This window comes from Amycolatopsis viridis, from assembly GCF_011758765.1.
Lineage (GTDB): Bacteria > Actinomycetota > Actinomycetes > Mycobacteriales > Pseudonocardiaceae > Amycolatopsis_E > Amycolatopsis_E viridis.
Window position 1 is genome coordinate 1,604,867 of the sequence record NZ_JAANOU010000001.1, and the last position, 25,122, is coordinate 1,629,988.

Here is a 25,122-nt window from a genome sequence, read left to right on the forward strand (position 1 = left end):
GAGGAGGTGCGCATGGCCGAGCGCTTCGGTGGCTACCAGAGCGAGATCTACCTGCACGGTCTCGGCGGGACGACACCGCCGTTCACGACCGATCCGACGCGGCTGGCGGACTCGGCCCGCGAGGTGATGACCCCGCAGGCGTACGACTACGTCGCGGGCGGTGCGGGCTCGGGCGCGACGATGGCGGCCAACCGCGCGGCGTTCGACCGGTGGCGGCTGGTGCCGCGCATGCTCACCGACGCCACCCGGCGCGAGACCTCCGCCACGGTGCTCGGCGCGGAACTGCCCGCGCCGGTGCTGCTCGCGCCGGTCGGGGTGCAGTCGATCGTGCACCCGGACGCCGAACTGGCCACCGCCCGCGCCGCCGCGGCGCTGGGCCTGCCGATGATCCTGTCCACCGCCTCCTCCCACACCATCGAGGAGGTCGCCGCCGCCTCCGGCGACGGGCCGCGCTGGTTCCAGCTCTACTGGCCCGCCGACTCCGACGTCACCGCTAGCCTGCTGAACCGCGCGCAGAAGGCCGGCTACACCACGCTCGTGGTCACCCTCGACACCTGGACGCTGGCCTGGCGGCCGCGCGACCTCGACCGCGCCTACCTGCCCTTCCTCACCGGTGAGGGCCTGGCCACGCCGCTGTCCGACCCGGCCTTCCGCGCGCTGCTGGACACCCCACCCGAGGACGACCTGCTGTCGGCGGTGCTGCGGTGGGTGTCACTGTTCACCGGTACCGACCACAGCTGGAGCCAGCTGCCGTTCCTGCGCGAGCACTGGGACGGCCCGATCGTGCTGAAGGGCATCCAGCACGTCGACGACGCCCGCCGCGCGGTGGATGCCGGCGTGGACGGGATCGTGGTCTCCAACCACGGCGGCCGCCAGGTCGACGGCGCGATCGCGTCGCTGGAGGCGCTGCCGCCGATCGTGAGCGCGGTCGGCGACCGCATCGAGGTGCTGTTCGACTCCGGTGTGCGCACCGGCGCGGACATCCTCAAGGCGCTGGCGCTGGGCGCGAGGGCCGTGCTCGTCGGGCGGCCCTGGGTGTACGGGCTGGGCCACGCGGGCGAGGAGGGCGTGCGGCACGTGCTGCGCGGCCTGCTCGCCGACCTCGACCTCAGCCTGGCGCTCACCGGGCACCGCGGGATCGCCGAGCTGGGACCGGACTCGCTGCGGCGGTCCTGATCACGGGATATTCGCAGGACCCCGGGATCGTGCGCAGCTATCCTGGAGGCCGTATGTCTACCCGATCCCCCCTCGACGACCTCCGGGCCCGGCTGCCCGGCTTGATGCTGCGCGACGAGCACCGGTTGCGCCGCCGGCTCGACGGTGCCCGCCGGGCGCGTGACCGCGACCGCGTGACGCGGGAGATCGCGGCCGACATCGAGGCGGCCGAGGCCCGCGTGCAGCGCCGCCGCGCGCCGCGGATCCGCTATCCGGAAGAGCTGCCGGTCAGCCGGCGCAAGGACGACATCGCCGCCGCGATCCGCGACCACCAGGTGGTGATCGTGGCGGGGGAGACCGGCTCGGGCAAGACCACCCAGCTGCCGAAGATCTGCCTTGAACTGGGCCTGGGCGTGCGCGGGCAGATCGGTCACACGCAGCCCCGCCGCCTCGCCGCGCGCACGGTCGCGGAACGGATCGCCGAGGAGCTCGGGACCGAGCTCGGCAGCACCGTCGGCTACAAGGTGCGGTTCACCGACTCCTCCGGTGACGACACCATGGTCAAGCTGATGACGGACGGCATCCTGCTCGCCGAGATCTCCAGCGACCGGATGCTGCGCCGCTACGACACGCTGATCATCGACGAGGCCCACGAGCGCAGCCTCAACATCGACTTCATCCTCGGCTACCTCAAGCAGCTCCTGCCGAAGCGGCCGGACCTGAAGGTGATCATCACCTCGGCGACCATCGACCCGGAACGCTTCGCCGCGCACTTCGGCGGGGCGCCGATCGTCGAGGTGTCCGGCCGCACCTACCCCGTCGAGGTCCGCTACCGCCCGATCGTCGACCCGGACGCCCCCGAGTCCGATCAGGACCGCGACCAGGTCACCGCGATCGCCGACGCCGTCGGGGAACTGTGCGCCGAAGGCCCCGGCGACATCCTGGTGTTCCTGTCCGGCGAGCGGGAGATCCGCGACACCGCGGACGCGCTGAACAAGCTCGACCTGGCCAGCACCGAGGTGCTGCCGCTCTACGCGCGGCTCTCGGCGGCCGACCAGCACCGCGTGTTCAGCCGCCACGCCGGCCGCCGGATCGTGCTCGCCACCAACGTCGCCGAGACGTCGCTGACCGTGCCGGGCATCAAGTACGTCATCGACCCGGGCACGGCCCGCATCTCCCGGTACAGCCACCGCACCAAGGTGCAGCGGCTGCCCATCGAGCCGGTCTCGCAGGCGTCGGCGAACCAGCGCAAGGGCCGCTGCGGCCGCACCTCCGACGGTATCTGCATCCGGCTCTACAGCGAAGCGGATTTCCTGTCCCGGCCCGAGTTCACCGACCCGGAGATCCTGCGCACCAACCTCGCGTCGGTCATCCTGCAGATGACCTCGCTCGGGCTGGGCGACCTCGCCAAGTTCCCGTTCGTCGACCCGCCGGACCGCCGTCAGGTCACCGCGGGCGTGCAGTTGCTGCAGGAGCTCGGCGCGCTGGAGCAGTCCACTTCGGAGCGCCGGCTCACCGACATCGGCCGGCGGCTCGCCCAGCTGCCGGTGGACCCGCGCCTGGGCCGGATGGTGCTGGAGGGCGCGCGCACCGGGTGCGTGCGCGAGGTGATGATCATCGCCGCCGCGCTGTCCATCCAGGACCCGCGGGAGCGGCCGGCGGACAAGCAGGAGGCCGCGGCGCAGCAGCACGCGCGCTTCGCCGACAAGACCTCGGACTTCCTGGCGTACCTGAACCTGTGGGAGTACCTGCGGGACCTGCAGAAGACGTTGTCGAACAACCAGTTCCGCAAGCGCTGCAAGGCCGAGTTCCTCAACTACCTGCGTGTGCGGGAGTGGCAGGACATCTACAGCCAGCTGCGGCAGCTCGCCAAACCGCTGGGCGTCACGCTCAACTCCGAGCCGGCCGACCCGCAGCGCGTGCACACCGCGCTGATCGCCGGGCTGCTCTCGCACATCGGGCTCAAGGACGTGGAGAAGGGCGACTACCTGGGCGCCCGCGGCACCCGGTTCTCGATCTTCCCCGGCTCGGCCCTGTTCAAGAAGCAGCCGCGCTGGGTGATGTCGGCCGAGCTGGTGGAGACCTCGAAGCTGTGGGGCCGGGTCAACGCGCGCGTCGAGCCGGAGTGGATCGAGCCGCTGGCCCAGCACGTCGTCAAACGCACCTATTCCGAGCCGCACTGGGAACGCAAACGGGGCGCGGTGGTGGCCTCGGAGCGGGTCACCCTCTACGGCATCCCGCTCGTGGTGGGCCGCAAGGTCGACTACGAGCGGATCGACCCGGAGACCTCGCGTGAGCTGTTCATCCGCCACGCGCTCGTCGACGGCGACTGGGACACCCGCCACCGGTTCTTCACCGAGAACCGGGCCCTGCTCGACGAGGTCGAGGACCTGGAGAACCGGGCACGGCGCCGTGACCTGCTGGTCGACGACGAGACGCTGTTCGAGTTCTACGACCAGCGCGTGGGTCCCGAGGTCGTGTCCGCGCGGCACTTCGACAGCTGGTGGAAGAAGGTTCGCGAGCAGCAGCCGGACCTGCTCAGCTTCGAAAAGGCCATGCTGCTCAACGACGCCGCGCGGCAGGTGTCCGAATCGGACTACCCGGACACCTGGACGCAGGGCTCGCTGCGGTTCCCGCTGACCTACCAGTTCGAGCCGGGTGCCGACGCCGACGGCGTCACCGTGCACATCCCGGTCGCGGTGCTCAACCAGGTCACCCCGGACGGCTTCGACTGGCAGGTGCCGGGGCTGCGCGAGGAGCTGGTGACCGCGCTGATCAAGTCGCTGCCGAAGCAGCTGCGGCGCAACTTCGTGCCCGCGCCGGACACCGCCCAGGCGGTCCTGGCCCGGGTGGCGCCCGGCGACGGGCCGCTGCTCGACGTGCTGGCCCGCGAACTGGAGAGCCTGCGCGGCGTGCCGGTGCCACCGGGCGCCTGGCAGCTCGGCGCGGTGCCCGACCACCTGCGGATGACCTTCCGGGTGGTGAACGACAAGCGCCGCAAGCTCGCCGAGGGCAAGGACCTCGCGGTGCTCAAGGAGCGGCTGAGCGGCGAGGTGCGGGCGACGATCTCCGCGGCCGCGGACAGCATCGAGAAGGCCGGCCTGACCACGCCCGCGTTCGGGGAGCTGCCGAAGGTCTTCGCCGGCACACGGCGCGGGCACCAGGTGAAGGCGTACCCGGCGCTGGTCGACGAGGGTGACACGGTGGCCGTGCGGATGCTGGACACGCCGGTGCAGCAGCGGCAGCGGATGTGGCAGGGCACGCGGAAGCTGTTGCGGCTCAACCTGCCCTCGCCGATGAAGTTCATCAACCGCAGCCTCACCAACCAGGCGAAGCTGGCGCTCAGCCGCAACCCGCACGGCAGCGTCGCGGCACTGCTGGAGGACTGCGTCGACTGCGCGGTGGACAAGCTGATGGCGGACAACGGTGGACCGGCGTGGGACGAGGCCGGGTTCGGGGTGCTGCTGGAGAAGGTGCGCGGGGCGCTGAACCCGGCGGTGCTGGACGTGCTGTCCGAAGTGGAGAAGATCCTCGCGGCCGCGAACGAGGTGGAAGTGGCGCTGGCGGGCGCCCGTGGCCCGGCGGAGTCGCTGGCCGACATGCGCCGGCAGCTGTCCGGGCTGGTGTACCCGGGTTTCGTGACGGCGACGGGGTTCGACCGGCTGGCGAACGTGGTCCGCTACCTGCGGGGCATCGGCCGGCGGCTGGAGAAGCTGCCGTCCACGGGCACCAAGGACGTCGAGCTGATGCGCGACGTGGAGTGGGTGACGGGCGAGTACGAGGCCGCCGTCGCCGCGCTCCCGCCGGGTGTGCGGCCCGGTCCGGAGCTGCTCGAGGTGCGGTGGATGATCGAGGAGCTGCGGGTGAGCTTCTTCGCGCAGACCCTGGGCACCGCGCACCCGGTGTCGGTGAAGCGGGTGATCCGGGCCCTGGACGAGGCGGCCTAGCGCCGCACCGGATCGACGTCCGCCCTGGATGGTCCGCAACGATGGCTTCCCGAACGGGGAAGTCATTCCCATTCTTCGTGTCGAGGACGTCGAGGACGCTGCGGCGGCGGTCGCCTGGTACGAGCGGCTGGGCTTCGCCAAGCAGTGGGAACACCGCTTCGAACCGGAACGCCTGGACGAGTTCGGCCCGCTCAACCCTCAGCTCCACCCCGGGCCGCAGTGGGCTGACCGCGGACGGACGACGTTGCCTGACCCGGCCTGGCACCGGTTTTTGTCGGTGCCCCGGAGCACAATGGTGCGGTGCAGGTGATCGTGGCGGAAGAGGAGGGCGGGGCCTTCGTCGTGCTCGGCCCGGCCGGGCGGCGGGAGGTGCCCGCCGGTGAGCTCGCGGGCCACCTCGGCGCGATCGAGCGCGCGCACGCCCCGCGCTGGGTGTTCCCGGCTGTCGACCGCCTGTACCCGGTGCTGCTGCGCGCCGGGCTGCGCGTCAGCCGCTGCCACGACCTGTCCTTGACCGAGGGGTTGCTGCTCGCCGCCGAGAACCGGGCGGGTCAGCCCAAGATGCTCCCGGCGGCGTGGGCCCGCCTGCACGGCCGGGAGGTACCGCCGGACCCGCCGTCCCACGCCGATACCCAGCCGGTGCTGTTCGAGACCCGCGAGTCCGGTTTGCCCTCCGGCGTCGGTGCCGCCGAGGCCGCGCGGGAAGTGCTCGCCGACCAGGAGCGGCGCATCCGGGGCGTCGAGCACCCGGACCGGTTCCGCCTGCTGGTGGCGGCCGAATCGGCGAGCGCCCTCGTCGCTGCCGAGATGGCTGCCGACGGTCTGCCGTGGCGGGCGGACGTGCACGACGCGCTGCTCACCGAGCTGCTCGGTCCCCGGGTGCCGGCCGGGCAGCGGCCGAAGAAGCTGGTGGAGCTCGCGGCGCGGATCAGCGAGGCGTTCGGGGGGAAACCGGTCAACCCGGACAGCCCGCAGACGATCGTGCGCGCGTTCGGGCGGGAGGGTATCTCGATCCCGTCGGCGCGGGCGCACGTGCTGCGGAAGGTCGACCATCCCGCGGTGCCGCTGCTCATCGAGTACCGGGAGCTGTCCCGGCTGCACTCGGCCAACGGCTGGGCGTGGCTGGACGAGTGGGTCGCCGACGGGCGGTTCCGCCCGTCGTGGGTGGTGGGCGGTGTGGTGTCCGGGCGGTGGGCCAGTTCGGGCGGGGGCGCGCTGCAGATCCCGAAGACGCTGCGCGTGTGCGTGCGGGCCGATCCCGGCTGGAAGCTCGTGGTGGCCGACGCCGCGCAGCTGGAGCCGCGGGTGCTGGCGGCGTTGTCCGGCGACCGGCGGCTGGCCGAGGCGTCGGCGTCGACGGACTTGTACGCGCGGCTGTCGGAGGCGTTGTTCGCCGGCACGATGACCGCCGAGGAGGGCCGGCCGCGCGCGAAGATCGCGATGCTGTCCGCGATGTACGGCGGCACCGCGGGGGAGGCCGCGTCGCTGCTCGCGCTGTTGCGCCAGCGTTTCCCGGATGCGGTGTCCTATGTGGAGCGCGCGGCGCAGGCGGGGGAGCGGGGGGAGCGGGTGCGGTCACGGCTGGGCCGGGTGTCGCCGGCGCCGTCGGAGGCGTGGCGGGCCCTGACCGGCGGCGCGGACGAGGACGAGGGCCGCGCCCGTCAGGCGGCGCGCAACTGGGGCCGGTTCACCCGGAACTTCGTGGTGCAGGCCAGCGCGGCCGACTTCACGGCCGTCCTGCTCGCCACCCTCCGCCGGAAGCTCCCGGAGCCGGCGCACCTGGTTTTCTTCCAGCACGACGAAGTCGTGGTGCACACCCCCGCGGACCTGGCCCCCCGGGTGGAAGCGGCCATCACCGAGTCCGTGGCCGAGTCCGCGGCGCTGACGTTCGGGCCCGGGTGTCCGGTGCACTTCCCGATGGCCCCCACCACGGTCGACACCTACGCGGACGCCAAGTAGCGGCCGTGGAGGCCCGCTGCACCAGCCTGACCGGTGCACCTGCCCGGCGGATTCACTGCCCGGCCGGCCCGCGCAGGCAATCGCCACCCATCTGCCTGAGGCGGTCTTGGACTGTCGAGTCGCCCCCAGCTTCTCCAGCCGGTGGCGCATTCGCACGCCGTTCCGCTACTGTCCAGTAACCAAGACATACCCTCAGTACGGCCGGCCCAATGGAGGTGCTGTCCATGCGCATTCCGCCCCGCTTGTCCGTTCTTCCTGGCAAGGTGGCGGAGACCGCCCGCGGGATCGAGGTGATGTGGCGCGCCGGGCTCATCCCGTTCCCCCGTCTGGACGAGGGTGTGCGCAGCGTGATCGCGACCCAGAAGGTGGGACCGTTCGCCGCGGCGGCGCAGGTGTCCGCCCGGCGCGCGCCGGGCGCGATCGGCCTGGTGGACGAGCTCGGGCCGCTCACGTTCCGGGAACTGGACCTCCGGTCGAACGCGCTGGCCCGCGCCTGGGCGGAGCGCGGGGTCCGGCCGGGGACGGTGATCGCCGGGTTGTGCCGGGACCACCGCGGCCTGGTCACGGTGATGATCGCCGCGGGCAAGATCGGTGCGCGGCTGCTGCTGATGAACACCGGTTTCGCGAAACCGCAGCTCACCGACGTCGCCGCGCGGGAGAACGTCGAGGTACTCGTCCACGACCAGGAGTTCACCGGGCTGCTGTCCGGCGTTCCGGACACCGTCGACCGGTACCTGGCCTGGGTGGACGACCCCGACCCCGACGACCGCATCCCGGTGCTGGACGAGCTGATCGCCAGCACCGCCGACCGCCCCCTGCCGCCGCCGCCCCGCCGCGGCGGGTTCGTGCTGCTCACCAGCGGCACCACCGGTACGCCGAAGGGCGCCCCGCGGGACCGGACCTCCGTGCTGGGCACCGTCCAGTTCCTGGACCGCATCCCGCTGCGGGCCGGCGAGGCCACGTTCCTCGGCGCGCCGATCTTCCACGGCACCGGGATCTCCCAGTTCATCCTGTCGTTCGCGCTGGGCTGCAAGGTCGTGCTGCGCCGGCGGTTCGACCCGGAGGCCACGCTGCGCGGCGTCGCCGAGCACCGGTGCACCGCGCTGGTCCTGGTGCCGACCATGCTGCAGCGCATCGTCGACCTCGGGCCGGAGGTGCTGGGCAAGTACGACACGTCGTCGTTGCGGATCATCTTCGTCGCCGGCTCCGCGCTCTCCCCGGACCTGGGCAACCGGGCCACCGAGGCGTTCGGCGAGGTGATCTACAACCTGTACGGCTCGACCGAGGTCGCGGTCGCCACCGTCGCCACCCCCGAGGACTGGCGCCGGGCCCCCGGCACCGTCGGCCGCCCGCCGGTGACCTGCCGGGTGCACCTGTACGACGAGCAGGGCAGGCGGATCACCGAACCGCACGTGACCGGGCGGGTGTTCGTCGGCAGCGGCCTGTCGTTCGAGGGCTACACCGACGGGCGGCACAAGGAGATCATCGACGGGTTGCTGTCCACCGGCGACGTCGGCCACTTCGACGGCAATGGGCTGCTGTTCATCGACGGCCGGGACGACGAGATGATCGTCTCCGGCGGCGAGAACGTGTTCCCGGTCGAGGTGGAGAACCTGCTCGTCGAGCACCCGGACGTGCTCGAAGCCGCGGTGACCGGGGTGCCGGACGACGAGTTCGGCCAGCGTCTCAAGGCGTTCGTCGTGATCAAACCGGGCTCCCGGCTCGACGCCGACGCGATCCGCGACTACGTCAAGGGCAACCTGGCCCGGTACAAGGTGCCGCGCGACGTCGAATTCCTGCCCGAGCTGCCCCGCAACGCCACCGGCAAGGTCCTGCGCAACAAGCTGACCTGACGCGGTCACCCGATTGAGGTAGGGATCTACCGGGACGAGCCGTTCGGCGACGCTGTCTTGCCGGTCGGCGCTGGTTCCGGCTGGTCAGGTGACGGTACCGATCCGGTTCGGCACTATGAGTGATGTCGCGGCAGGCCGCGGCGGAATGCGCGGCCCCCTGCTGCCACAGGGAGCCGCGCGGGTTGTCGACCCATCCGGAGAGGAAGGCATCAACGTGCCCACCGTACAACCCGGGCCGGAACGGCACCGGATAGTGCTCGACGAATCGTTCTACGCCGTCGATGCGGCCACAGTGGACACCTCGCCGCCGGTGCTCCGCCCGGCGCTGAGCCGCACCGTCGCGCACTGCGGCCGGCTGTGGCGGGCGGTCCTGATCGGGCTGGCGGCCGTGTCGGCGCTGGCGATGATCGCGTTCGCCCTGGTGAAGGCCATCCAGCCGGCCGTGCTGTGCATGCTGGTGCTGGTGCTGGTGAAGGCGGCCGACCACGTGGCCGGCCGCCGGTTCGAGCGGGCGTGAGCGCCGGGCCGGTCCACCGTGACCGGCTCCTTCACTCCCAGGAGATGCCGAACACCCCGGGCCCGTAGTCGAGCGCCACGGCGTGCACGCCGCCGGCGGTGTCCAGGTGCAGCGCACGCCGTTCCTCGTTCTCCGCACCGGCGCGGCGCGCGTACTGCCAGCACTTCCGCAGCTCCCCGGCCTCGTCGAAACGGATCTCCAGCAGGTACTCCCGGATCGGGCGGCGGAACTCGCGGTAGTAGGTGTTCTCGCAGTCGGGGTAGGGCGGGCCGCCGTTGGTCAGCGTGTATTCGATCAGGTACGTCTCCCCGCGGTGGATCGGGCGGTCGAACACCAGTTCGGCGACGGTCAGGCCGTGCTCGGGGTCGACCTCGACCCGCCCGCTGCGGCAGTTGCGCAGCTCGTGCAGGGTGGGCGCGGGCGCACCGCCGTGGTCGTAGACGAGGATCCAGCGGTCCTGCTGGTCGGCCGTGGCGTGGAAGACCGAGCGCGTGGTCAGCGACCGCTGCCGCCCACCCGCCGCGATCTCGCACCGGTCGTGCAAGTTGAGCAGGTTGAGCCGGTGCTGCTGCTCCAGTGCGTGCGGTGCGCCGACCCGTTCCAGCAGGATGCGCAGCGCCTCCATCGGGAACTTCACGACCCCGTCCGCCTGGCGCCGGGACGGCAGCCCGCGCGGCCGCGGCGGCGGCAGCAGGGACAACAGCTCCCCGTGTTGCAGGCCGAGGACGTCTTCGAGCACCCGCACCGCGGAGATCGAGCTCGGCCGCTCGGGCTGCCGCTTGCCGGACTGCCAGTAGCTCAGCGCCGTGACGCTGACCGGGACACCGCCGGCCTGCAACCGGGCCTGGATGCGGTCCAGGCTCAGACCACTGCGGGCGATGGCCGACCGGAGGGTTTTGGCGAACGGGCTCGGCACCGCGCGCTCGGACGTGGACACCTGTTACCACCTGGAAATCGACTTCGCCACCCCGATCGTAGCAGTCAGTGACGCCCAGCCGCCGGACAAGATCCGCGGCGCAACCCCCGGACAGGCCCGGCCGTCCTTTCGGCACCGCTGGTTACGCTGCCGGTGGGAACCGGCGAGCGAAAGGACGGCCGATGGGCGCCATCTACCTGATCCGGCACGGTCAGGCTTCCTTCGGCGCGGCCGACTACGACCAGCTCTCCGGTACCGGCGTCGAGCAGGGCGCGGTGGCCGGCGCCGAGCTGCTGCGCCGCAAGGTTCGCTGCACCGAGGGCCGGACCGGGTCCCTGGCCCGCCAGCGCGCGACCGCCGAAATCGTCCTGGACTGGCTCGGCAGCGCCGCGCTGGCCAAGGAGGACCCGCGGTGGAACGAGTACGACCACGTCGACATCGTCGCCAACCACGGCGGCGGGGTGCGGCAGGACCCGGACGACCCGCGCGGCTACCAGGAGGTGCTCGACGCCTCGCTCGCCGCGTGGGCGCGGGCCGGCGACCGCGGTCCGTGCGCGGAGACCTGGCCCCGGTTCGCCGAGAGGGTGCGCGCCGCGCTGGCCGACCTGGTCGCCGTGCTGCGCAAGGGGGAGAGCGCGGTGGTGTTCACCTCCGGCGGGGTGATCGGGACGATCGCCGGGCACCTGCTGGGCGATCCGGAGATGGGGTTGCTGCGGCTGAACCGGGTCACCGTGAACTGCGGGATCACGAAGCTGGTGTCCGGACGGAGCGGGGTCTCGCTGGTGTCGTTCAACGAGCACTCGCACTTCGAGGGCCGGGACGCACGGCTGCTCACGTACCGCTGATCGCCGGGAACACGTCCTCGATCAGCGTCACCAGCGCCCGCGACAGGAGCGTGTGCACCTGGTCGCGGTCGAGGTCGCCGCGCAGCAGCCATTCCCGTCCGGCCGCCTTGACCATGCCGCCGTAGGCGCGGACCAGCGCGTTGCACGTCTCCGAGTGCACGCTGTCGACCTTGACGCCCAGCGCCTCCAGTACCCGCGCGGCGGAGCGCCGTTCGGCCTCGACGAGGATCGCCTCCACCTCGGGATCGCTGCCCAGCCCGTCCGGTGCGGTGGCGACCAGCCACGTCTTGCCGTGTCTGGTCACCAGGGTGAGGAACCAGTCGACCACCACCCGCGCCTTTTCCTCGAGCGGACCGTCGGTGACGATGTCCAGCGTAGCTTGCGGAAGTGTCACGGCGCGGCGGAGAACCGCCAGGTACAGCTCGCGTTTCGTGCCGAAGTAGTGGTTGATCAGCCCGCGGGCGACACCGGCAGCCGTTGCGATGTCCGACGTGGACACGTCGGCGTAAGGGCGCTCGCCGAACAAGCGTGCGGCGCAGGCGAAGATCTGCTCCCGGCGTTCGTCCGGTTCGAGTCGGCGCCACCGGGGCTCGGAGTCCGTCATGGCCGCCATGCTGGCACGGGCCACGCGGCCGAGTTGTCCTTTTCCGACAACTCGTGGAATACGTCATTCGATCGGCTGCCGGTATCAAGAGCGTTTCCCGGCGAAACGGGCCGGGAATACATGACGAAATTCTAACGGTATTGGAATTGCCCGTCGAATCTCCATTGTGCTGGTGGTCGTCACCCCACTGTGGATTCGCGGCCGCTCTGCGGCTCCGGCTACCGGTGCACGGGAGTTCGGCGAAGGGTCCGTGGTGGACGTCCTCGACCGGCGCGACCGGGCAGCGGCAGTGAGGCCGCCGCGCAGGTGTGCCCGGCCCTGGTCGAGCCCGGCCACTGCGGGGGACCGGCTACGCGCGGCGCCGCCGGCGGGGTCTCGCCGTGCTGCCCCGCAGCAGCACCTCGCCGGGCAGGCGGCGCACCCGGCCCCGGCTCGCGCTGCCCGGGTCCAGCGCCAGCTCGAGCGCCTCCGCACCGAGTCGTTCCAGCGGCAACGCCACCGTGGACAGCGGCGGCGCCAGGTCCCGCACCAGCGGCAGGTCGTCGAACCCGGTGACCGACACGTCGTCCGGCACCGAGAGCCCCGCTTCGCGCAGGGCGCTGACCACCCCGAGCGCCATCACGTCCGACGCGGTCAGCACGCACGTCGCCCGGTGCCGGGCCGCCAGCAACGCGCCCGCTGCCGCGTAGCCGCCGTCCCGGTCGAACGAACTTGTGAACACGTCCCGTTCGGACAGTTCGATCCCCGCCGCCGCCAGCCCTTCCCGGAACCCGGTGACCCGGTCCGCCACTGTGGTCAGCCGCTCCGGCCCGGTCACCACCGCGAAGCGGCGGTGCCCCAGCCGGTGCATCGCCTCCGCCATCGCCCGTGCGCCGCCGCGGTTGTCCGGCGCGACGGTGTCCGCCTTGAGCGACCGGTGGCGCGTCACCACCGCAACCCGCCCGCCGCCACGCCGGTACGGGTCCAGCTCGGCGGCCATCCGCCGCTCCCACGCCCGGTCCTCGAACGCCGACCCGGTCAGCAGGATCGCCGTCGCGCGCTGCGCCCGTAGCGCCGACACGCAGGCCAGCTCCCGATCCGGATCGGCGAACGTGCCGGCGAGCATCACCAGCAGCCCGTGGCTGTCGGCCACTCGCATCACCCCGCGCGTGATCGCCGCGAAGTACGGGTCGCTGATGTCGTGGCAGATCACGCCCACCGTCCGGCGCGAACCGCCGGCGAGCGCCTGCGCGTGCGCGTTCGGTGTGTACGCCAGCTCCGCGGCGGCCGACAGGACCCGCTCGCGCAGGTCGTCGCGCACCCGGGTGGTGCCGTTGAGCGCACGCGACGCTGTCGCGAGCGAGACCTCGGCGGTCCTCGCCACGTCCTCGAGCGTCACGTGCTGCCGGTCGCTCATCGTCCCTCCCCGCGGTCGACGTTGCGCCGAATTCTAGGTTGGTTTCCGGATTTTGCCTGGTCACGACCACCCGAGCGAGTGGGTGTCACTGTTCGCCCCGGCGGAAATACCAGCGTGGCTCACGGTGTTGCGCATTGGCGGAGAACCCTGTCCCCGCGAAAGGACCCGCGCATGCTCTACGGTGACGAACACGTCCGCCGGTACGAGGAGACCGATGGTGAAGTCGGTCACGACTGGGAGAACGGCGCCCCGACGCTGATCCTCACCACCCGGGGCCGCAAGACCGGTCAGGAGCGCAAGTTCGCCCTCATCTACCAGGAGCACGAAGGCGCTTACGCGTTGGTCGCGTCCAATGGCGGCGCGCCCCGGCACCCGGGCTGGTACCTCAACCTGCAGGCCCACCCCGAGGTCAAGGTGCAGGTCAAGGCCGACAAGTTCACCGCCAGGGCGCGCACCGCGACGGACGCCGAGCGCGAGGCGCTCTGGCCGAAGATGACCGCGGTGTGGCCGGCCTACGACGAGTACCAGACGAAGACCGACCGCAAGATCCCCGTCGTGGTGCTCGAGCGCGTCTGATCCGGGGCCGGTCGTGGGTCCGAGCACCCACGACCCGCCCGTCCCCGAAGGCATAGGGTGGCGGGTATGAGTGCGCATTTCGACGTTGTGGTGCTGGGCGCCGGGCCCGGCGGGTATGTCGCGGCGATCCGGGCTTCGCAGCTCGGCCTGAAGACGGCGATCGTCGAGGAGAAGTACTGGGGCGGCGTGTGCCTGAACGTCGGGTGCATCCCGTCGAAGGCGCTGCTGCGCAACGCGGAGCTGGCCCACCTGGTCACCCAGGAGGCGAAGACCTTCGGCATCAGCTCGGACGGGCCGATTACCTTCGACTACGGCGCCGCGTTCGACCGCAGCCGCTCGGTCGCCGACGGCCGCGTCAAGGGCGTGCACTTCCTGATGAAGAAGAACAAGATCCAGGAGTTCACCGGGCGCGGCACGTTCACCGACGCGCACACCATCGAGGTCGCCGGGGAGAACGGCACCGAGACCGTCACCTTCGACCACTGCATCATCGCCGCCGGCGCCACCACCAAGCTGCTGCCGGGCACGCAGCTGTCCGAACGCGTGGTGACCTACGAGGAGCAGATCCTCTCCCGCGAGCTGCCGGGCAGCATCATCATCGCGGGCGCCGGCGCGATCGGCGTCGAGTTCGCCTACGTGATGCACAACTACGGCGTCGACGTCACGATCGTCGAGTTCCTGGACCGCATGGTGCCGCTGGAGGACGCCGAGGTGTCCAAGGAGCTGGCCAAGCGCTACAAGAAGCTCGGCATCAAGGTCCTGACCGGCACGAAGGTCGAGAGCATCGACGACAGCGGCGCCAAGGTCAAGGTCACCGTCTCCAGCAACGGCAGCCAGCAGACCCTGGAAGCCGACAAGGTGCTGCAGGCGATCGGTTTCCAGCCCCGGGTCGAGGGCTACGGCCTGGAGAACACCGGGGTGGAGCTGACCGAGCGGCGCGCCATCGCGGTCGACGGCCGGTGCCGGACCAGCGTGCCGCACATCTTCGCGATCGGCGACGTCACCGCGAAGCTGATGCTGGCCCACGCGGCCGAGTCGATGGGCATCGTGGCGGCCGAGACGATCGGTGGCGTGGAGACCATGGAGCTCGACTACCGGATGATCCCGCGCGCCACGTACTGCCAGCCGCAGGTCGCCAGCTTCGGGCTGACCGAGGAGCAGGCGCGCGAAGAGGGCTACGACGTCCAGGTCGCCAAGTTCCCGTTCACGGCCAACGGCAAGGCCCACGGTCTCGCCGACCCGGGCGGGTTCGTCAAGATCCTGTCCGACGCCAAGTACGGCGAGCTGCTCGGCGCGCACCTGATCGGTCCGGACGTCACCGAGCTGCTGCCGGAGCTCACGCTGGCGCAGCAATGGGACCTGACCGTGCACGAGGTGGCACGCAACGTGCATGCGCACCCGACGCTCGGCGAGGCGGTCAAGGAGGCCATCCACGGTCTCGCCGGTCACATGATCAATTTCTGATTGACCTCCAGTTAACTGGAGGTGCCATCCTCGTTCTCACAGGTCGAGATCGAGGAGGTACCTCCATGAAGGCGGCGGCGTTCACCGAGCCCGGTGGCCCCGAAGTGTTGCGCACGATGGACCTCCCGGACCCCCAGGCGGGTCCGGGACAGGTCCGGGTCCGCGTGCGCGCGGCAGGCGTCCAGCCGTTCGACGCCGCGGTCCGGGCCGGCTGGGCACCACCCACTGCCACGGACTTGAGCTGGCCCCGGGTACCGGGCAACGAGTTCGCCGGAGTGGTCGACCAGGTCGGCGACGGAGCTGGGTGGTCCGTCGGCGACGAGGTGCTCGGCTTCAACGTGCTGCGCTGCTATGCCGAGTACGTGGTGGTCGGGGCGGACCAGATCACCGCCAAGCCGGCGAACATGCCGTGGACCGTGGCGGGTGGTTTCACGGCCGGCACCCAGACCGCGTACCTGGCGTTGCGGCAGCTCGGCGTAGGTCAGGGCGACACGGTGCTGATCCACGCCGCGGCGGGCTCGGTGGGCACCGCGGCGGTCCAGCTCGCGCGCCGGTGGGGAGCGAGCGTGATCGGCACGGCGAGCGAGGCGAACCAGGAGTACGTGAGTTCACTCGGCGCCACCCCGGTGGTCTACGGCGAGGGGCTGGCGGACCGGGTGCGCGCGCTCGCACCCGGGGGAGTGCACGCCGTCCTGGACGGCGCGGGCGGGGACGCGCTCGACCTGTCACTCACCCTGGTGAAGGAGCGTCAGCGCGTCATCACCCTGGTGGACCACGGCCGGGCGGGGTCGCTGGGCGTTCAGCTGGTGCGGGGGGAGCGCACGCCCGAGCGGCTGGCCGAGGTGGCCGCGATGTACGCGCGGGGCGAGCTGAGCTTCCTGGTGCGGCGCACGTACGCGCTGGACGAGGCGGCCGAGGCGCACCGGGAGATCGAGACCGGCCACGGACGTGGCAAAGTCGTGCTGACGGTGTAGGTGGCGGCAGCCTCGGGAGGTTCTGCGTGGGTGGGGTCGCGGTCGTGACGGGCGCGGGGTCGGGAATCGGCCGCGAGGTGGCGCGGGAGCTGCTGCGCGCGGGCTACCGCGTGGCGCTGAGCGGCCGGCGGCCCGGTCCGCTGGAGGAAACCGCGGCCGGAGCGCCGGACGCCCTCGTCCACGCGGCGGACGTGGCCGACCCCGCCCAGGTCCAGGCCCTCTTCGAGGCGGTGGCGGACCGCTGGGGCCGGGTCGACGTGCTGTTCAACAACGCCGGCACGTTCGGCCCGGCCGGTGACCCGGACGACATCCCGGTCGAGGCGTGGCAGCAGACGGTGGCGGTCAACCTGACCGGCGCGTTCCTGTGCGCGCGGGAGGCGTTCCGGATGATGAAGCACCAGGACCCGCGCGGCGGCCGCATCATCAACAACGGCTCCATCTCGGCGCACGCGCCGCGCCCCGGAAGCGTCGCGTACACGGCGACGAAGCACGCGATCACCGGACTGACGAAGTCGCTGTCCCTGGATGGGCGCCCGTACGACATCGCGTGTGGCCAACTCGACATCGGCAACGCGGCAACGGACATGACGGCCGGCATCGCGCGCGGCGCCCGCCAAGCGGACGGCCGCGAGCTGCCCGAACCCACCTTCGACGCCAGACACGTGGCCGAAGCCGTCCGGTACATGGCGGACCTGCCACTGACCGCGAACGTGCAGTTCATGACGGTGACGGCCACGAAGATGCCGTTCATCGGCCGAGGCTGAAACGTTCCCCCGCCATCCGGCGATAGGGGAAGTGACGTTGACTAAACTGCCAGGTCAGAACAGCCGGCGGGGTCGTCGGCGCCAGGCCCTCGTAGCTCAGCCGGATAGAGCAAGAGCCTTCTAATCTCTAGGTCGCAGGTTCGAGTCCTGCCGGGGGCACATCTTGGCCGGTCAGGACCCCGACATCCGATCAAGGCCCTGACCGGCCCATGCTCAACCCTCGTTTTTCGGCGGCTCGATCGCGGGTCGCGCTACGCCGCTTGAGCAAGTCCATGACCCAGCTCGGCGGCTGGATGGTGCGCATTCCGGCGATGGTCTTGGTGTGTTCCTGGACCAGCACCCCGCGGCCGGCGACCCGGATGACCGTTCCCCCGAACGTCACGGTGCCCTGCTCGAAGTCGAGATCGTCCCAGGTGAGGGCCAGCAGCTCACGAGCCCGGACAGCACGTCCACCATGTCGACGAGGTCCCATCGGCCGGCATCCGCCGAGGCGTGGAAGACGTCGAGCACCTGGCCGATCGTCTTGTCGTTGACCAGGCGTTCCCGCCTGCGCTTCTTCTTACCCAGGCTCTCGATCCCCCGGACCGGACAATCTTGACGCGCCCCCAGCGGTCGCCGCCCGTCGGGCCGGTGAACGCGTCGGAGACCGCCGCCCCGCATTGACCGGCGAACAATCCGCTCACCTCACCTGGGTCGACCACGCCTGCGCACTGCTCGCCGAACGAGACCCCCAACTCACCATCCTCGATGTCACCGAGCTCGATCCGGTCGACACCCGCCACGCTATTCACGCCACCCTCCGTCAGATCAGCCAGACGGGCGACATCGACCTGGTCTCGTGTGCGGGGCACCACGAAACCGCTGAGCCTGTCTCCTGCGCTGAGTCCTGCCCATCCGCGCCGAGTCGAAACCGACAGTCCGAAACGATGACCACGTTGGCAAAGCCACTGCGAGCACGCCGCCCCCATCGACCTGCTCGGCGCCCTGCGCATCGCCCGTGCCGCCGGAGCCGACGCACTGGCCGCCACGACCGACCGGCAGCGCGTCGAGCGCGAGTGGCACGGCCTCACCCACGTCGCCGCCCTGGGCAGCGCACCGAAAGCGCTGTGGCTCGACCAGGACCCTGGCCCTCGGCATGACGCTGCTGCCCGGCTCCCCGATCCTCGACGTCCTCGACCCGGCGTCGGCCATCAAGTCGTTCGCCAACACCACCCGCGCTCTCCAGAGGATTCCGCTGACAGAGCCGCTGGCCAGTCTGGAGCGCGTCGACTCCATCGGCCCCTCCATCGCCCGGCTCGCCGATGTCCGGCCCGGCCAGCTCGCCGACGCCGCCGACGATTCCCAGACCCCAGAGATGCTCGCTCGCCTGCACCGCTGGGGAGAACAGCGGCGACGCCGAACTGCTCGCGCAGCCCGCTGCCCGCGTCTACTCCCGTGGCGACGCAAATCTGCTCAACTGGCTCCACGATTGGCGAGTCCACTATGTCGCGGACTTCGAGTTCAGCGGCTTCTCCGATATCGCCATCGACGCCGCCGACCACATCGAGCAGATCGGCGCCCGATTCATTCCCGACGAAGTCTGGGCCGGCGCCGAAGCCACCTCGGCGTCACGCCGGAGAACCGCGCCCGGTTCGCGGCCGCGCAGCGCACCATCGCGCTGCGCTGGCTCGCCGTGCTTTGGAAGCCGCGCACCAAGCGGGTCGAGGAGTTCACCGCGCAGTACGAGTGGGTTTGGGCCCGTGCTGGTGCGGGAGGCGGATTCGTAGAGCATCCGCAAGAGTCTTCTCCCGCAGCGGCACGCCCCGCGTCGGCACAGCCGGTCGATCCGGGAGCGCGACACGGCCTTGGTGTCCTTATTGTTGTTTCGCGCTGCCGTTCGATGGATGCCGGCCGTTCCGGCGCGGTCCAGTTCTGTTTGTCGGCGCACCAGGCCAGCCAGGAGCCGATCGCGGCGCGATTGCGCTCTCGCCGGGTTGATCCTTCTGCGGGGTGGGTGCGACGTGCTCGTTTCGCTCTATGACAAGCTGTTCGTCCGCACGCCGGTCACCTGAACGCGGCGGCGTTGCGTGCCGCCCAGTCCGCGAACGGACGCGGCGCGCGGCCCAGCATCTGTTCGATGTCGGGGCTCACCTGCTGGATCACGGCGGGTGGCGTGCCAAGCAGGTCCAGGGTGTTCTCCACGACTGGCTCGGGCATGAATCGCACCATTGCGGACTTGGCCTCGGCGCGGGTCAGTTCCACGAACTCCACCGGTTCGCCCACTGCGTCGCCGATCGCCGCGGCTTGCTCACGGGGTGAGATCGGGGCAGGCCCGGTCAGGTCGTAGATCTTGCCGACGTGGCCGGGTTTCCGCAGCACCACCGCCGCGACGTCGGCGATGTCGAGCGGGTCGACGGCCGGCAGTGCGACGTCCCCGAACGGAGCCGCAACAATTCGTTGCGTGCGCACTGAATCCGCCCACTGGAAGGCGTTGGAGCTGAAGTTGCCGGGGCGCAGCATCGTCCACTCCAGGCCCGACGCGGTCACGGCGTCCTCCAGTTCGGAGGAATGGTTGCCGCTGCTGACGCCTTGCGAGGACAGCAGAACAACGCGGCGGACGCCGGCGGCCCGCGCGACGTCCATGACCTCGCCGAGGTTGCCGCCGGAGCTCACGAAATCGCCTGAGGTCAGCAGGAACACCGCGTCGGCGCCGTCGAACGCGCCCTTAAGGTTCACCGGTTGGGCCAGATCTCCTTGCCAGACACGGACTCCCGCTGGCACGTCTGTCTCGGAGATGCGCCGCGACACCGCCGTCACTACTTCTCCCGCGGCCGCCAGCGCCTGCACCAGCGGCCGTCCGACATTTCCGGTTGCTCCCGTAATCACGATCATGCGGACGACGCTAGCAACCGTTGTATAGTAGGTACCTAGAGGAAAGTATTGGACCGGAAGGGCAATCGTGACCGAGACCACAGTGGTGCGGGACTCCGCATGCGAGATCTCGCCGGTCGTCGACATCGTGTTCAGCCGCTGGACCACGCCCATTCTGTGGGCGCTCAACAACCATGGCAGGCAGCGGTTCGTGGAGCTGGAACGGCGAATCGGCGCGATCACGCCGAAGGTGCTCACTCAGCGGTTACGGCAGCTCGAACGCGACGGCCTGATCACTCGTACCTATCACGCCGAGGTGCCACCGCGGGTCGAGTACGAGATCAGTGCGCTCGGCCGCAGCCTCGGTCCGCTGTTCGCGACGTTGTCGCGCTGGGCCACGGCGAACCTGGACCACGTCGAGCAGGCGCGTCGCGAGTACGACGAGGCCGGCCTGCCCCGGCCGTAGAACGGTTCCCCAACATCCGCCAGGTCTACCCGCCCGAACGCGAAGCCCTCGGCGTGGTCGCGCTCGGCCTCTGGGACCACCGACACGTCCAAGCCGTCCACGCCCATGCCGCGCAGGAACCGGATCTTGTCCAGCTCGCCCTTGATCCCGCCGGGCGAGTAAGTGGTGGAGCCGCGGTGCAGCTCCACCATCCGTGACACGTCACCACGAGGCACCATTCGAATCCCCGTAGCGCGCCAGAGAAACGAGAATATCGAGGTGGGGGTCCACCTGCGGTTCTGGCCCCCGCGGCGCGGGGCGGGCGCGTCACCCTTCACGTGGTCGGCGACGCGCGCTCCAGGAATCGCAGCACGGCCAGGACTCGCCGGTGATCGCCCTTCGTGCTGGCCGGGCTCGCGATGATCCCGTGGGTGTTCTACCTCTCGGTCACCCTGCCGGCCAGCGCGCGGGACGCGCACTGGTCGCTCGCCTGGGTCGGCCTGGACAGCTGCGAGGCGCTGGCGCTGTTCGCCACCGGCCGGTTCCTGCTGCGGCGGGACAACCGGTGCATGCTGACCGCGGTCGGCACCGCGGTGCTGCTGCTCGTGGACGCCTGGTTCGACGTCACCTCGGCCGCGTCCGCCGCGGACCTGGCCACTGCGATCGTCACGGCGGTCTTCGTCGAGATCCCGATCGCGCTGGTCTGCGCCGTGCTCGCCGCGCGCGTCCTGCGCACCCCGTTCCCGCGCGGCTGACCGGCCGACGCGTGTCCGTTCCGTTCGCGCCCTGTCGCGCGTCACCGAGCAGAGCTGACCGATGCCGCTCATCAGCCGTCCCCCGGGCGAGACCGTCCTCGCCGGCGGCGCTGGCCTGGGTGGATGCCCAGACCGAGCGGCTCGGGGTGGCAGTGTCGCCCACGAACGGGTCAGATGCCGAACGTCGCCACCGGCGCCGTGGTGGGCTGGGGTGAGCCGCCCGCGGGTTCGACGGTCATCGCGATCTGCCGGACTCCTCGCAGCCCGTCGAACAGCAGGGGCTCGCCGCCGAGGACGCCGATCGAGCGCGGGGTGCCGCCGACGATGGTCCACGCCTGGTAGGCCGAGCCGGGAGGTGTGGCGGGCATGCCGGATACCAGCAGCAGCCCCCGGTCCAGCCGCTGCGAGACCAGCACGCTGCCGTGCTGCCCGGGCACGGCACGCAGATCCGGCGCCGACAGCAGTTCGGCGATCGCGTTGTCGCGGGCCTGGGTCTGGGCCAGCTCGCTGCGGGCGGCCGTGAGCTGGCCGGAGGTGCGGACCGCCACCACGCCGAGCCCGGCCGCCACCGCGACGGCGACCGCCGCGGCCACCGACACGAGGCGCAGCGCGAGGCGACGACGCGGCCTGCCGGACGTGACCGGTGGGTCTTGGCGCGTCTCGGCGATCCGGGTGAGGACCTGCGACTTCAGGTCCGGCGGCGGGGGCTGCGACACGGCGAGCCCGAGGCGGGCGGTGGTGGCCCGCAGTTCGGCGACCTCCTGGGTGCACTCGGCGCATTCGGCCATGTGCCGTTCGAACCGGCGCCGCTCCACCTCGTCCAGCGCGTCCAGCGCGTACGCACCGGTGAGCAGGTGCACGTCGGGCGTGGTCATCGGGTCACCCCCAGGCAGTCCCGCAGGCGGATCAGCCCGTCCCGCAACCGCGTCTTGATCGTCCCCAGCGGACAGTCCAGCAGCTCGGCGACCTCCGGGTAGGTTTTGCCGCCGTAGTAGGCCAGCACGACGGACTCGCGCTGCAGCTCGGTCAGCGTGGACAGGCAGCGGCGCACCTGCTCACGCTCCAGCCGGGCGGTCACCGCCTCCGCAACCTCGTCGAACTCCCGCCCCGATGCCATCGCCTGCGTCTTCTGCTCGCGGTCCACGCGGGCTTGCGCCGACCGCACCCGGTCGACCGCCCGGCGGTGCGCCAGCGTCAGCGCCCAGTTCACCGCGCTGCCCCGCGCGGGATCGAAACGCGCCGCGGTCCGCCACAGCTCCACCAGTACCTCCTGCGTGACCTCCTCCGACTGGGCCACATCACGCACCACCCGGCGCACGACGCCGTACACCGGCCCCGCCACCACCTCGTACAGCTGCTCGAACGCGACCTCACTGCCCCGAGCCACCTCGACGAGCAGGTCGTCGGCGCCCAGGCCGGCGCTGCCCGGCGCAGGCGCCGGGACTGCCCGCACGGAGTCATCCATCGCCCCATCCTCTCCCGGCGGGAGTGCGCCGGACAGGTGTGATTCGCACCGCGCGGCGCCGCGGATTGGCCTGTTCAGCGGTCCGGGAAATATTTCCGCCGCCCGGGACCAATACTCCGGGCCGTGGGCTCCGAAGACCGGACATGACTGCGCGCGATCCGACCACGACGGAACCTCCGGCCCGGACGAGGCCGGGTGTGCTGGTGGCGGCCTTGTGCGGGGTGCTGGCGTTGCTGGCCGCCCTGGCGGTGGGGCATCTCGTCGCGGGGTTCATCAGCGTCAACGCCTCTCCGTACCTGGCGGTGGGCAACGGGGCGATCGATCTGACCCCGGTGGAGTTGAAGGACTTCGCCGTTCGCACGTTCGGCACGCACGACAAGCTGGTGCTGCTGTCCGGTATGGCGGTGGTGTCGGTGGGGACCGCCGCGCTGGCCGGGCTCGCGTCGCGGCGTTCGCCGTGGCCCGGCACCGCCGTGGTCGCCCTGTTCGGGGTGGTGGGGATCGTCGCGGTCGCGGTCCGCCCGGACCTCGGACCGGTCGCGATCCTCGCCCCGCTCGCGAGCCTGGTGGCGGGGGTGGGAGTGTTCCGGCTGCTGCACCGGGCGGCGCGAACCCGGAGCGGCGGACGTGACGAGCCAGGGGCAGGCAAGTCCCGGCGATCGTTCCTGGTCACCGGCGCGGGGGTGCTGGCGGGCTCGGCGGTGGCCGGAGTGGGGGGCCAGCTCCTGGGTTCCGCCCGCGACGCCACGGCGTCCCGGGCGGCGGTGGGCCGGCTGGTGCCCGTGCGCACGGCTCCGGCGATCCCGGCCGACGCGGACTTCGCCAAGCTCGGCACCCCACCGTTCCTGACCCCCAACCGGGAGTTCTACCGGGTGGACACCGCACTGACCGTGCCGCAGGTGCGCACCGAGGACTGGTCGCTGCGCATCCACGGCATGGTGGAGGCGGAGAAGACCTACCGCTATTCCGACATCCGCAACCGGCCCCTCGTCGAGCGCACCATCACGATGACGTGCGTGTCCAACGAAGTCGGGGGACCGTACGTGTCCACGGCGAACTTCGTCGGTGTCGATCTGGCGGACCTGCTGGAGGAAGCCGGTGTGAAGCGCGGAGCGGAGCAGTTGTTGTCGTCCAGTGTGGACGGGTGGACCTCCGGGACCCCGGTGGCGGCGGTGCTGGACCGTGGTCGTGGTACGATGCTGGCGCTGGGTATGAACGGGGAACCGTTACCGCTGGAGCACGGCTTTCCCGCCCGGCTGGTGACTCCCGGCCTGTACGGGTATGTGTCGGCGACCAAGTGGGTCGTCGACCTGGAGGTCACCACGTGGGCGGCGCGGCAGGCGTACTGGCTCGAGCGCGGCTGGGGTGAGCAGGCGCCGATCAAGACCGAGTCCCGGATCGACACACCAACAGGGTTCCAGAAACTGCCCGCCGGAACGGTGCGCGTCGCGGGCGTGGCCTGGGCCCAGCACACCGGCATCGACAAGGTGGAAGTCCGGCTCGACAACGGGCCCTGGCAGCAGGCGACGCTTTCCGCACAGGTCGATGTGGACACCTGGCGTATGTGGTGGTCCGAATTGGAGGTCCGCCCTGGCTTGCATCAGGTCACCTGCCGTGCCGTCGATCGCAGTGGCTACACCCAGACTCAGGACCGTGCCGGCACCGTTCCCGACGGAGCCACCGGCTGGCACACCATCACCTTCACCGCGAAGTGAGAACCTTCGGTATTTCCCCAGTTTCCGCCAATCCGGTGCCGCACCGGCTTCGAATAGCGGATGACAGCACGGACACGGCCCTTCGCCCCCGTGACACCTTGGAATGGAGTGATTGTTGTGAAGACTGCTCGTATCGCTGGTGCCGCTCTCGTCTCCGCCGCCGCCCTCTCGCTGGCCGCGTGCGGCACCAACGACAACTCCGGCAGCGCGTCCGGGCCGCCAACAGCAGCGCGATGGCGCCCTCCGGTGCCAAGTCCGCCCCGATGACCAGCGGCGCGGGCATGGGCAACGGCGCCACCACGAACGCGGACGTTTTCGGGTCCGCGTGCGGTCAGCTGCCGCAGGGCAACGCGCCGGGCAGCCTGGACTCGATGGGCCCGGAACCCGTCGCGTCCGCGGCGTCAACCAACCCGTTGTTGACCAAGCTCGTCGCCGCGGTGAAGGCCACCAACCTGGTCGACACCCTCAACAGCCAGCAGGCCATCACCGTGTTCGCCCCGGCCGACAGCGCGTTCAACGCCCTGGGGGACGCGAAGTTCACCGAGCTCGCGCAGAACCCCAGCCAGCTCGCGCCGATCCTGCAGTACCACGTGCTCCCGCAGCGCTACGACGCCCAGGGCCTGCAGGCCGCGGGCAGCGTACCGACGCTGAACACCGACGGCGGCCCGATCAAGATTTCCGGCACCGGGGCCAACATGACCGTCAACGGCGCCAAGGTGCTCTGCGGCAACATCCACACCAAGAACGCCACCGTGTTCGTCATCGACACCGTGCTCAACCCCGGCACCAACAGGTAACCACGCACGACGTGGCGGGTCCCGTGAGCACGGGCCCGCCACGTCGCTTTCGCCGTCCTGGCCAGGAAGATGCGCTCCGCCGCAACAAGGTCAAGGGGTCTCGGGTCAACTTGGTGCGCACCTGC

The 25,122-nt window shown here is 71.0% G+C and carries 22 protein-coding genes, 1 tRNA gene and 1 pseudogene; 17 read left to right on the forward strand and 7 right to left on the reverse strand.

Translation table 11 applies throughout. The annotated features are described in order from the left end of the window. Positions 1-12 precede the first annotated feature (12 nt). The 6 genes from FHX46_RS07970 (at position 13) to FHX46_RS07995 (ending at position 9,431) form a co-directional block, all read left to right on the forward strand. Positions 13-1,176 carry an alpha-hydroxy-acid oxidizing protein gene (locus tag FHX46_RS07970; protein ID WP_167112030.1) on the forward strand — a complete coding sequence of 388 codons (1,164 nt, stop codon included), beginning with the start codon at positions 13-15 and terminating at the stop codon, positions 1,174-1,176. A gap of 104 nt (positions 1,177-1,280) precedes the next feature. Further along, positions 1,281-5,102, forward strand: a complete 3,822-nt coding sequence (hrpA, locus tag FHX46_RS07975; protein ID WP_243871493.1) for an ATP-dependent RNA helicase HrpA — start codon at positions 1,281-1,283, stop codon at positions 5,100-5,102. Positions 5,103-5,130: 28 nt separating this feature from the next. Beyond that, on the forward strand, positions 5,131-5,412 hold the full coding sequence (locus tag FHX46_RS28230; protein ID WP_208401879.1) for a hypothetical protein: 282 nt from the start codon (positions 5,131-5,133) through the stop codon (positions 5,410-5,412). Continuing rightward, positions 5,403-7,061, forward strand: a complete 1,659-nt coding sequence (locus tag FHX46_RS07985; protein ID WP_167112034.1) for a bifunctional 3'-5' exonuclease/DNA polymerase — start codon at positions 5,403-5,405, stop codon at positions 7,059-7,061. The genes FHX46_RS28230 and FHX46_RS07985 overlap by 10 nt, the downstream gene beginning before the upstream one ends. A 224-nt stretch (positions 7,062-7,285) precedes the next feature. Beyond that, positions 7,286-8,914, forward strand: a complete 1,629-nt coding sequence (locus tag FHX46_RS07990) for an acyl-CoA synthetase (protein ID WP_167112036.1) — start codon at positions 7,286-7,288, stop codon at positions 8,912-8,914. 214 nt (positions 8,915-9,128) lie between these two features. Beyond that, the gene (locus FHX46_RS07995; protein WP_208400057.1) at positions 9,129-9,431 is read left to right on the forward strand and encodes a hypothetical protein; all 303 of its coding nucleotides are present in this window, start codon (positions 9,129-9,131) and stop codon (positions 9,429-9,431) included. 31 nt (positions 9,432-9,462) lie between these two features. Here the strand turns inward: FHX46_RS07995 and FHX46_RS08000 are convergent, their stop codons facing one another. Then, positions 9,463-10,368, reverse strand: coding sequence for a hypothetical protein (locus tag FHX46_RS08000; RefSeq protein ID WP_167112038.1), 906 nt, complete (start codon positions 10,366-10,368; stop codon positions 9,463-9,465). Between the two features lie 161 nt (positions 10,369-10,529). On the opposite strand from FHX46_RS08000, the gene FHX46_RS08005 reads away from it, so the two are divergent. Next, the gene (locus FHX46_RS08005; RefSeq protein WP_167112040.1) at positions 10,530-11,192 is read left to right on the forward strand and encodes a histidine phosphatase family protein; all 663 of its coding nucleotides are present in this window, start codon (positions 10,530-10,532) and stop codon (positions 11,190-11,192) included. Here FHX46_RS08005 and FHX46_RS08010 read toward each other — a convergent pair. Together FHX46_RS08010 and FHX46_RS08015 are read right to left on the reverse strand one after the other, a co-directional pair. After that, positions 11,179-11,796: a TetR/AcrR family transcriptional regulator gene (locus tag FHX46_RS08010; protein WP_167112042.1), complete on the reverse strand. Its 618-nt coding sequence runs from the start codon at positions 11,794-11,796 to the stop codon at positions 11,179-11,181. The two genes, FHX46_RS08005 and FHX46_RS08010, sit on opposite strands and share 14 nt — an antisense overlap. 349 nt (positions 11,797-12,145) lie before the next feature. Continuing rightward, positions 12,146-13,192: a LacI family DNA-binding transcriptional regulator gene (locus FHX46_RS08015; protein WP_167112044.1), complete on the reverse strand. Its 1,047-nt coding sequence runs from the start codon at positions 13,190-13,192 to the stop codon at positions 12,146-12,148. Between the two features lie 171 nt (positions 13,193-13,363). Between FHX46_RS08015 and FHX46_RS08020 the strand changes: the two genes are divergently transcribed. The 5 genes from FHX46_RS08020 to FHX46_RS08040 all read left to right on the forward strand — a co-directional run bounded on the left by FHX46_RS08020 (position 13,364) and on the right by FHX46_RS08040 (position 17,129). Continuing rightward, on the forward strand, positions 13,364-13,768 hold the full coding sequence (locus FHX46_RS08020) for a nitroreductase family deazaflavin-dependent oxidoreductase (RefSeq protein ID WP_167112046.1): 405 nt from the start codon (positions 13,364-13,366) through the stop codon (positions 13,766-13,768). Positions 13,769-13,834: 66 nt separating this feature from the next. Beyond that, on the forward strand, positions 13,835-15,232 hold the full coding sequence (lpdA, locus tag FHX46_RS08025) for a dihydrolipoyl dehydrogenase (RefSeq protein WP_167112048.1): 1,398 nt from the start codon (positions 13,835-13,837) through the stop codon (positions 15,230-15,232). A gap of 65 nt (positions 15,233-15,297) precedes the next feature. Then, positions 15,298-16,206 carry an NADP-dependent oxidoreductase gene (locus FHX46_RS08030; protein ID WP_167112050.1) on the forward strand — a complete coding sequence of 303 codons (909 nt, stop codon included), beginning with the start codon at positions 15,298-15,300 and terminating at the stop codon, positions 16,204-16,206. A 26-nt stretch (positions 16,207-16,232) separates the two neighbouring features. Further along, positions 16,233-16,970 carry an SDR family oxidoreductase gene (locus FHX46_RS08035; protein ID WP_167112052.1) on the forward strand — a complete coding sequence of 246 codons (738 nt, stop codon included), beginning with the start codon at positions 16,233-16,235 and terminating at the stop codon, positions 16,968-16,970. A gap of 85 nt (positions 16,971-17,055) precedes the next feature. After that, a tRNA-Arg gene (locus tag FHX46_RS08040) sits at positions 17,056-17,129 on the forward strand. Between the two features lie 219 nt (positions 17,130-17,348). Here the strand turns inward: FHX46_RS08040 and FHX46_RS28775 are convergent. After that, entirely contained in the window at positions 17,349-17,480 is a 132-nt protein-coding gene (locus tag FHX46_RS28775; protein WP_279589436.1) for a hypothetical protein, read from the reverse strand. Between the two features lie 625 nt (positions 17,481-18,105). Here FHX46_RS28775 and FHX46_RS28420 point away from each other — a divergent pair. Continuing rightward, a complete protein-coding gene (locus tag FHX46_RS28420; protein ID WP_243871243.1) occupies positions 18,106-18,990 on the forward strand; it encodes a hypothetical protein in 885 nt (294 codons plus the stop codon). A gap of 23 nt (positions 18,991-19,013) precedes the next feature. On the opposite strand, the gene FHX46_RS08050 is transcribed toward FHX46_RS28420, so the two are convergent. After that, positions 19,014-19,841, reverse strand: coding sequence for an NAD(P)H-binding protein (locus FHX46_RS08050; protein ID WP_167112054.1), 828 nt, complete (start codon positions 19,839-19,841; stop codon positions 19,014-19,016). A 67-nt stretch (positions 19,842-19,908) separates the two neighbouring features. Here FHX46_RS08050 and FHX46_RS08055 point away from each other — a divergent pair, with 67 nt between their 5' ends. Next, positions 19,909-20,286 carry a winged helix-turn-helix transcriptional regulator gene (locus FHX46_RS08055; RefSeq protein ID WP_167112056.1) on the forward strand — a complete coding sequence of 126 codons (378 nt, stop codon included), beginning with the start codon at positions 19,909-19,911 and terminating at the stop codon, positions 20,284-20,286. A gap of 380 nt (positions 20,287-20,666) precedes the next feature. After that, a complete protein-coding gene (locus tag FHX46_RS08060) occupies positions 20,667-21,020 on the forward strand; it encodes a hypothetical protein (RefSeq protein ID WP_313886059.1) in 354 nt (117 codons plus the stop codon). Positions 21,021-21,190: 170 nt separating this feature from the next. Here FHX46_RS08060 and FHX46_RS08065 read toward each other — a convergent pair whose 3' ends face one another. Further along, positions 21,191-21,895: an anti-sigma factor gene (locus tag FHX46_RS08065; protein ID WP_167112058.1), complete on the reverse strand. Its 705-nt coding sequence runs from the start codon at positions 21,893-21,895 to the stop codon at positions 21,191-21,193. Next, positions 21,892-22,485, reverse strand: coding sequence for an ECF RNA polymerase sigma factor SigK (sigK, locus tag FHX46_RS08070; protein WP_167112060.1), 594 nt, complete (start codon positions 22,483-22,485; stop codon positions 21,892-21,894). The genes FHX46_RS08065 and sigK overlap by 4 nt, the downstream gene beginning before the upstream one ends. 143 nt (positions 22,486-22,628) lie before the next feature. Between sigK and FHX46_RS08075 the strand changes: the two genes are divergently transcribed. Together FHX46_RS08075 and FHX46_RS08080 are read left to right on the forward strand one after the other, a co-directional pair. Continuing rightward, entirely contained in the window at positions 22,629-24,200 is a 1,572-nt protein-coding gene (locus tag FHX46_RS08075; protein WP_167112062.1) for a molybdopterin-dependent oxidoreductase, read from the forward strand. Positions 24,201-24,317: 117 nt separating this feature from the next. Then, positions 24,318-24,997 (forward strand): annotated as a pseudogene (locus tag FHX46_RS08080) (fasciclin domain-containing protein). Positions 24,998-25,122: the final 125 nt, after the last annotated feature.

Coding starts and splice junctions, on each gene's coding strand:
- FHX46_RS07970 (WP_167112030.1), top strand. CDS start 13: ATGGCCGAGCGCTTCGGTGGCTACCAGAGCGAGATCTACCTGCACGGT.
- hrpA (WP_243871493.1), top strand. CDS start 1,281: ATGCTGCGCGACGAGCACCGGTTGCGCCGCCGGCTCGACGGTGCCCGC.
- FHX46_RS28230 (WP_208401879.1), top strand. CDS start 5,131: ATGGTCCGCAACGATGGCTTCCCGAACGGGGAAGTCATTCCCATTCTT.
- FHX46_RS07990 (WP_167112036.1), top strand. CDS start 7,286: ATGCGCATTCCGCCCCGCTTGTCCGTTCTTCCTGGCAAGGTGGCGGAG.
- FHX46_RS08005 (WP_167112040.1), top strand. CDS start 10,530: ATGGGCGCCATCTACCTGATCCGGCACGGTCAGGCTTCCTTCGGCGCG.
- FHX46_RS08010 (WP_167112042.1), bottom strand. CDS start 11,796: ATGACGGACTCCGAGCCCCGGTGGCGCCGACTCGAACCGGACGAACGC.
- FHX46_RS08015 (WP_167112044.1), bottom strand. CDS start 13,192: ATGAGCGACCGGCAGCACGTGACGCTCGAGGACGTGGCGAGGACCGCC.
- FHX46_RS08020 (WP_167112046.1), top strand. CDS start 13,364: ATGCTCTACGGTGACGAACACGTCCGCCGGTACGAGGAGACCGATGGT.
- lpdA (WP_167112048.1), top strand. CDS start 13,835: ATGAGTGCGCATTTCGACGTTGTGGTGCTGGGCGCCGGGCCCGGCGGG.
- FHX46_RS08030 (WP_167112050.1), top strand. CDS start 15,298: ATGAAGGCGGCGGCGTTCACCGAGCCCGGTGGCCCCGAAGTGTTGCGC.
- FHX46_RS28420 (WP_243871243.1), top strand. CDS start 18,106: ATGACGCTGCTGCCCGGCTCCCCGATCCTCGACGTCCTCGACCCGGCG.
- FHX46_RS08050 (WP_167112054.1), bottom strand. CDS start 19,841: ATGATCGTGATTACGGGAGCAACCGGAAATGTCGGACGGCCGCTGGTG.
- FHX46_RS08065 (WP_167112058.1), bottom strand. CDS start 21,895: ATGACCACGCCCGACGTGCACCTGCTCACCGGTGCGTACGCGCTGGAC.
- sigK (WP_167112060.1), bottom strand. CDS start 22,485: ATGGATGACTCCGTGCGGGCAGTCCCGGCGCCTGCGCCGGGCAGCGCC.
- FHX46_RS08075 (WP_167112062.1), top strand. CDS start 22,629: ATGACTGCGCGCGATCCGACCACGACGGAACCTCCGGCCCGGACGAGG.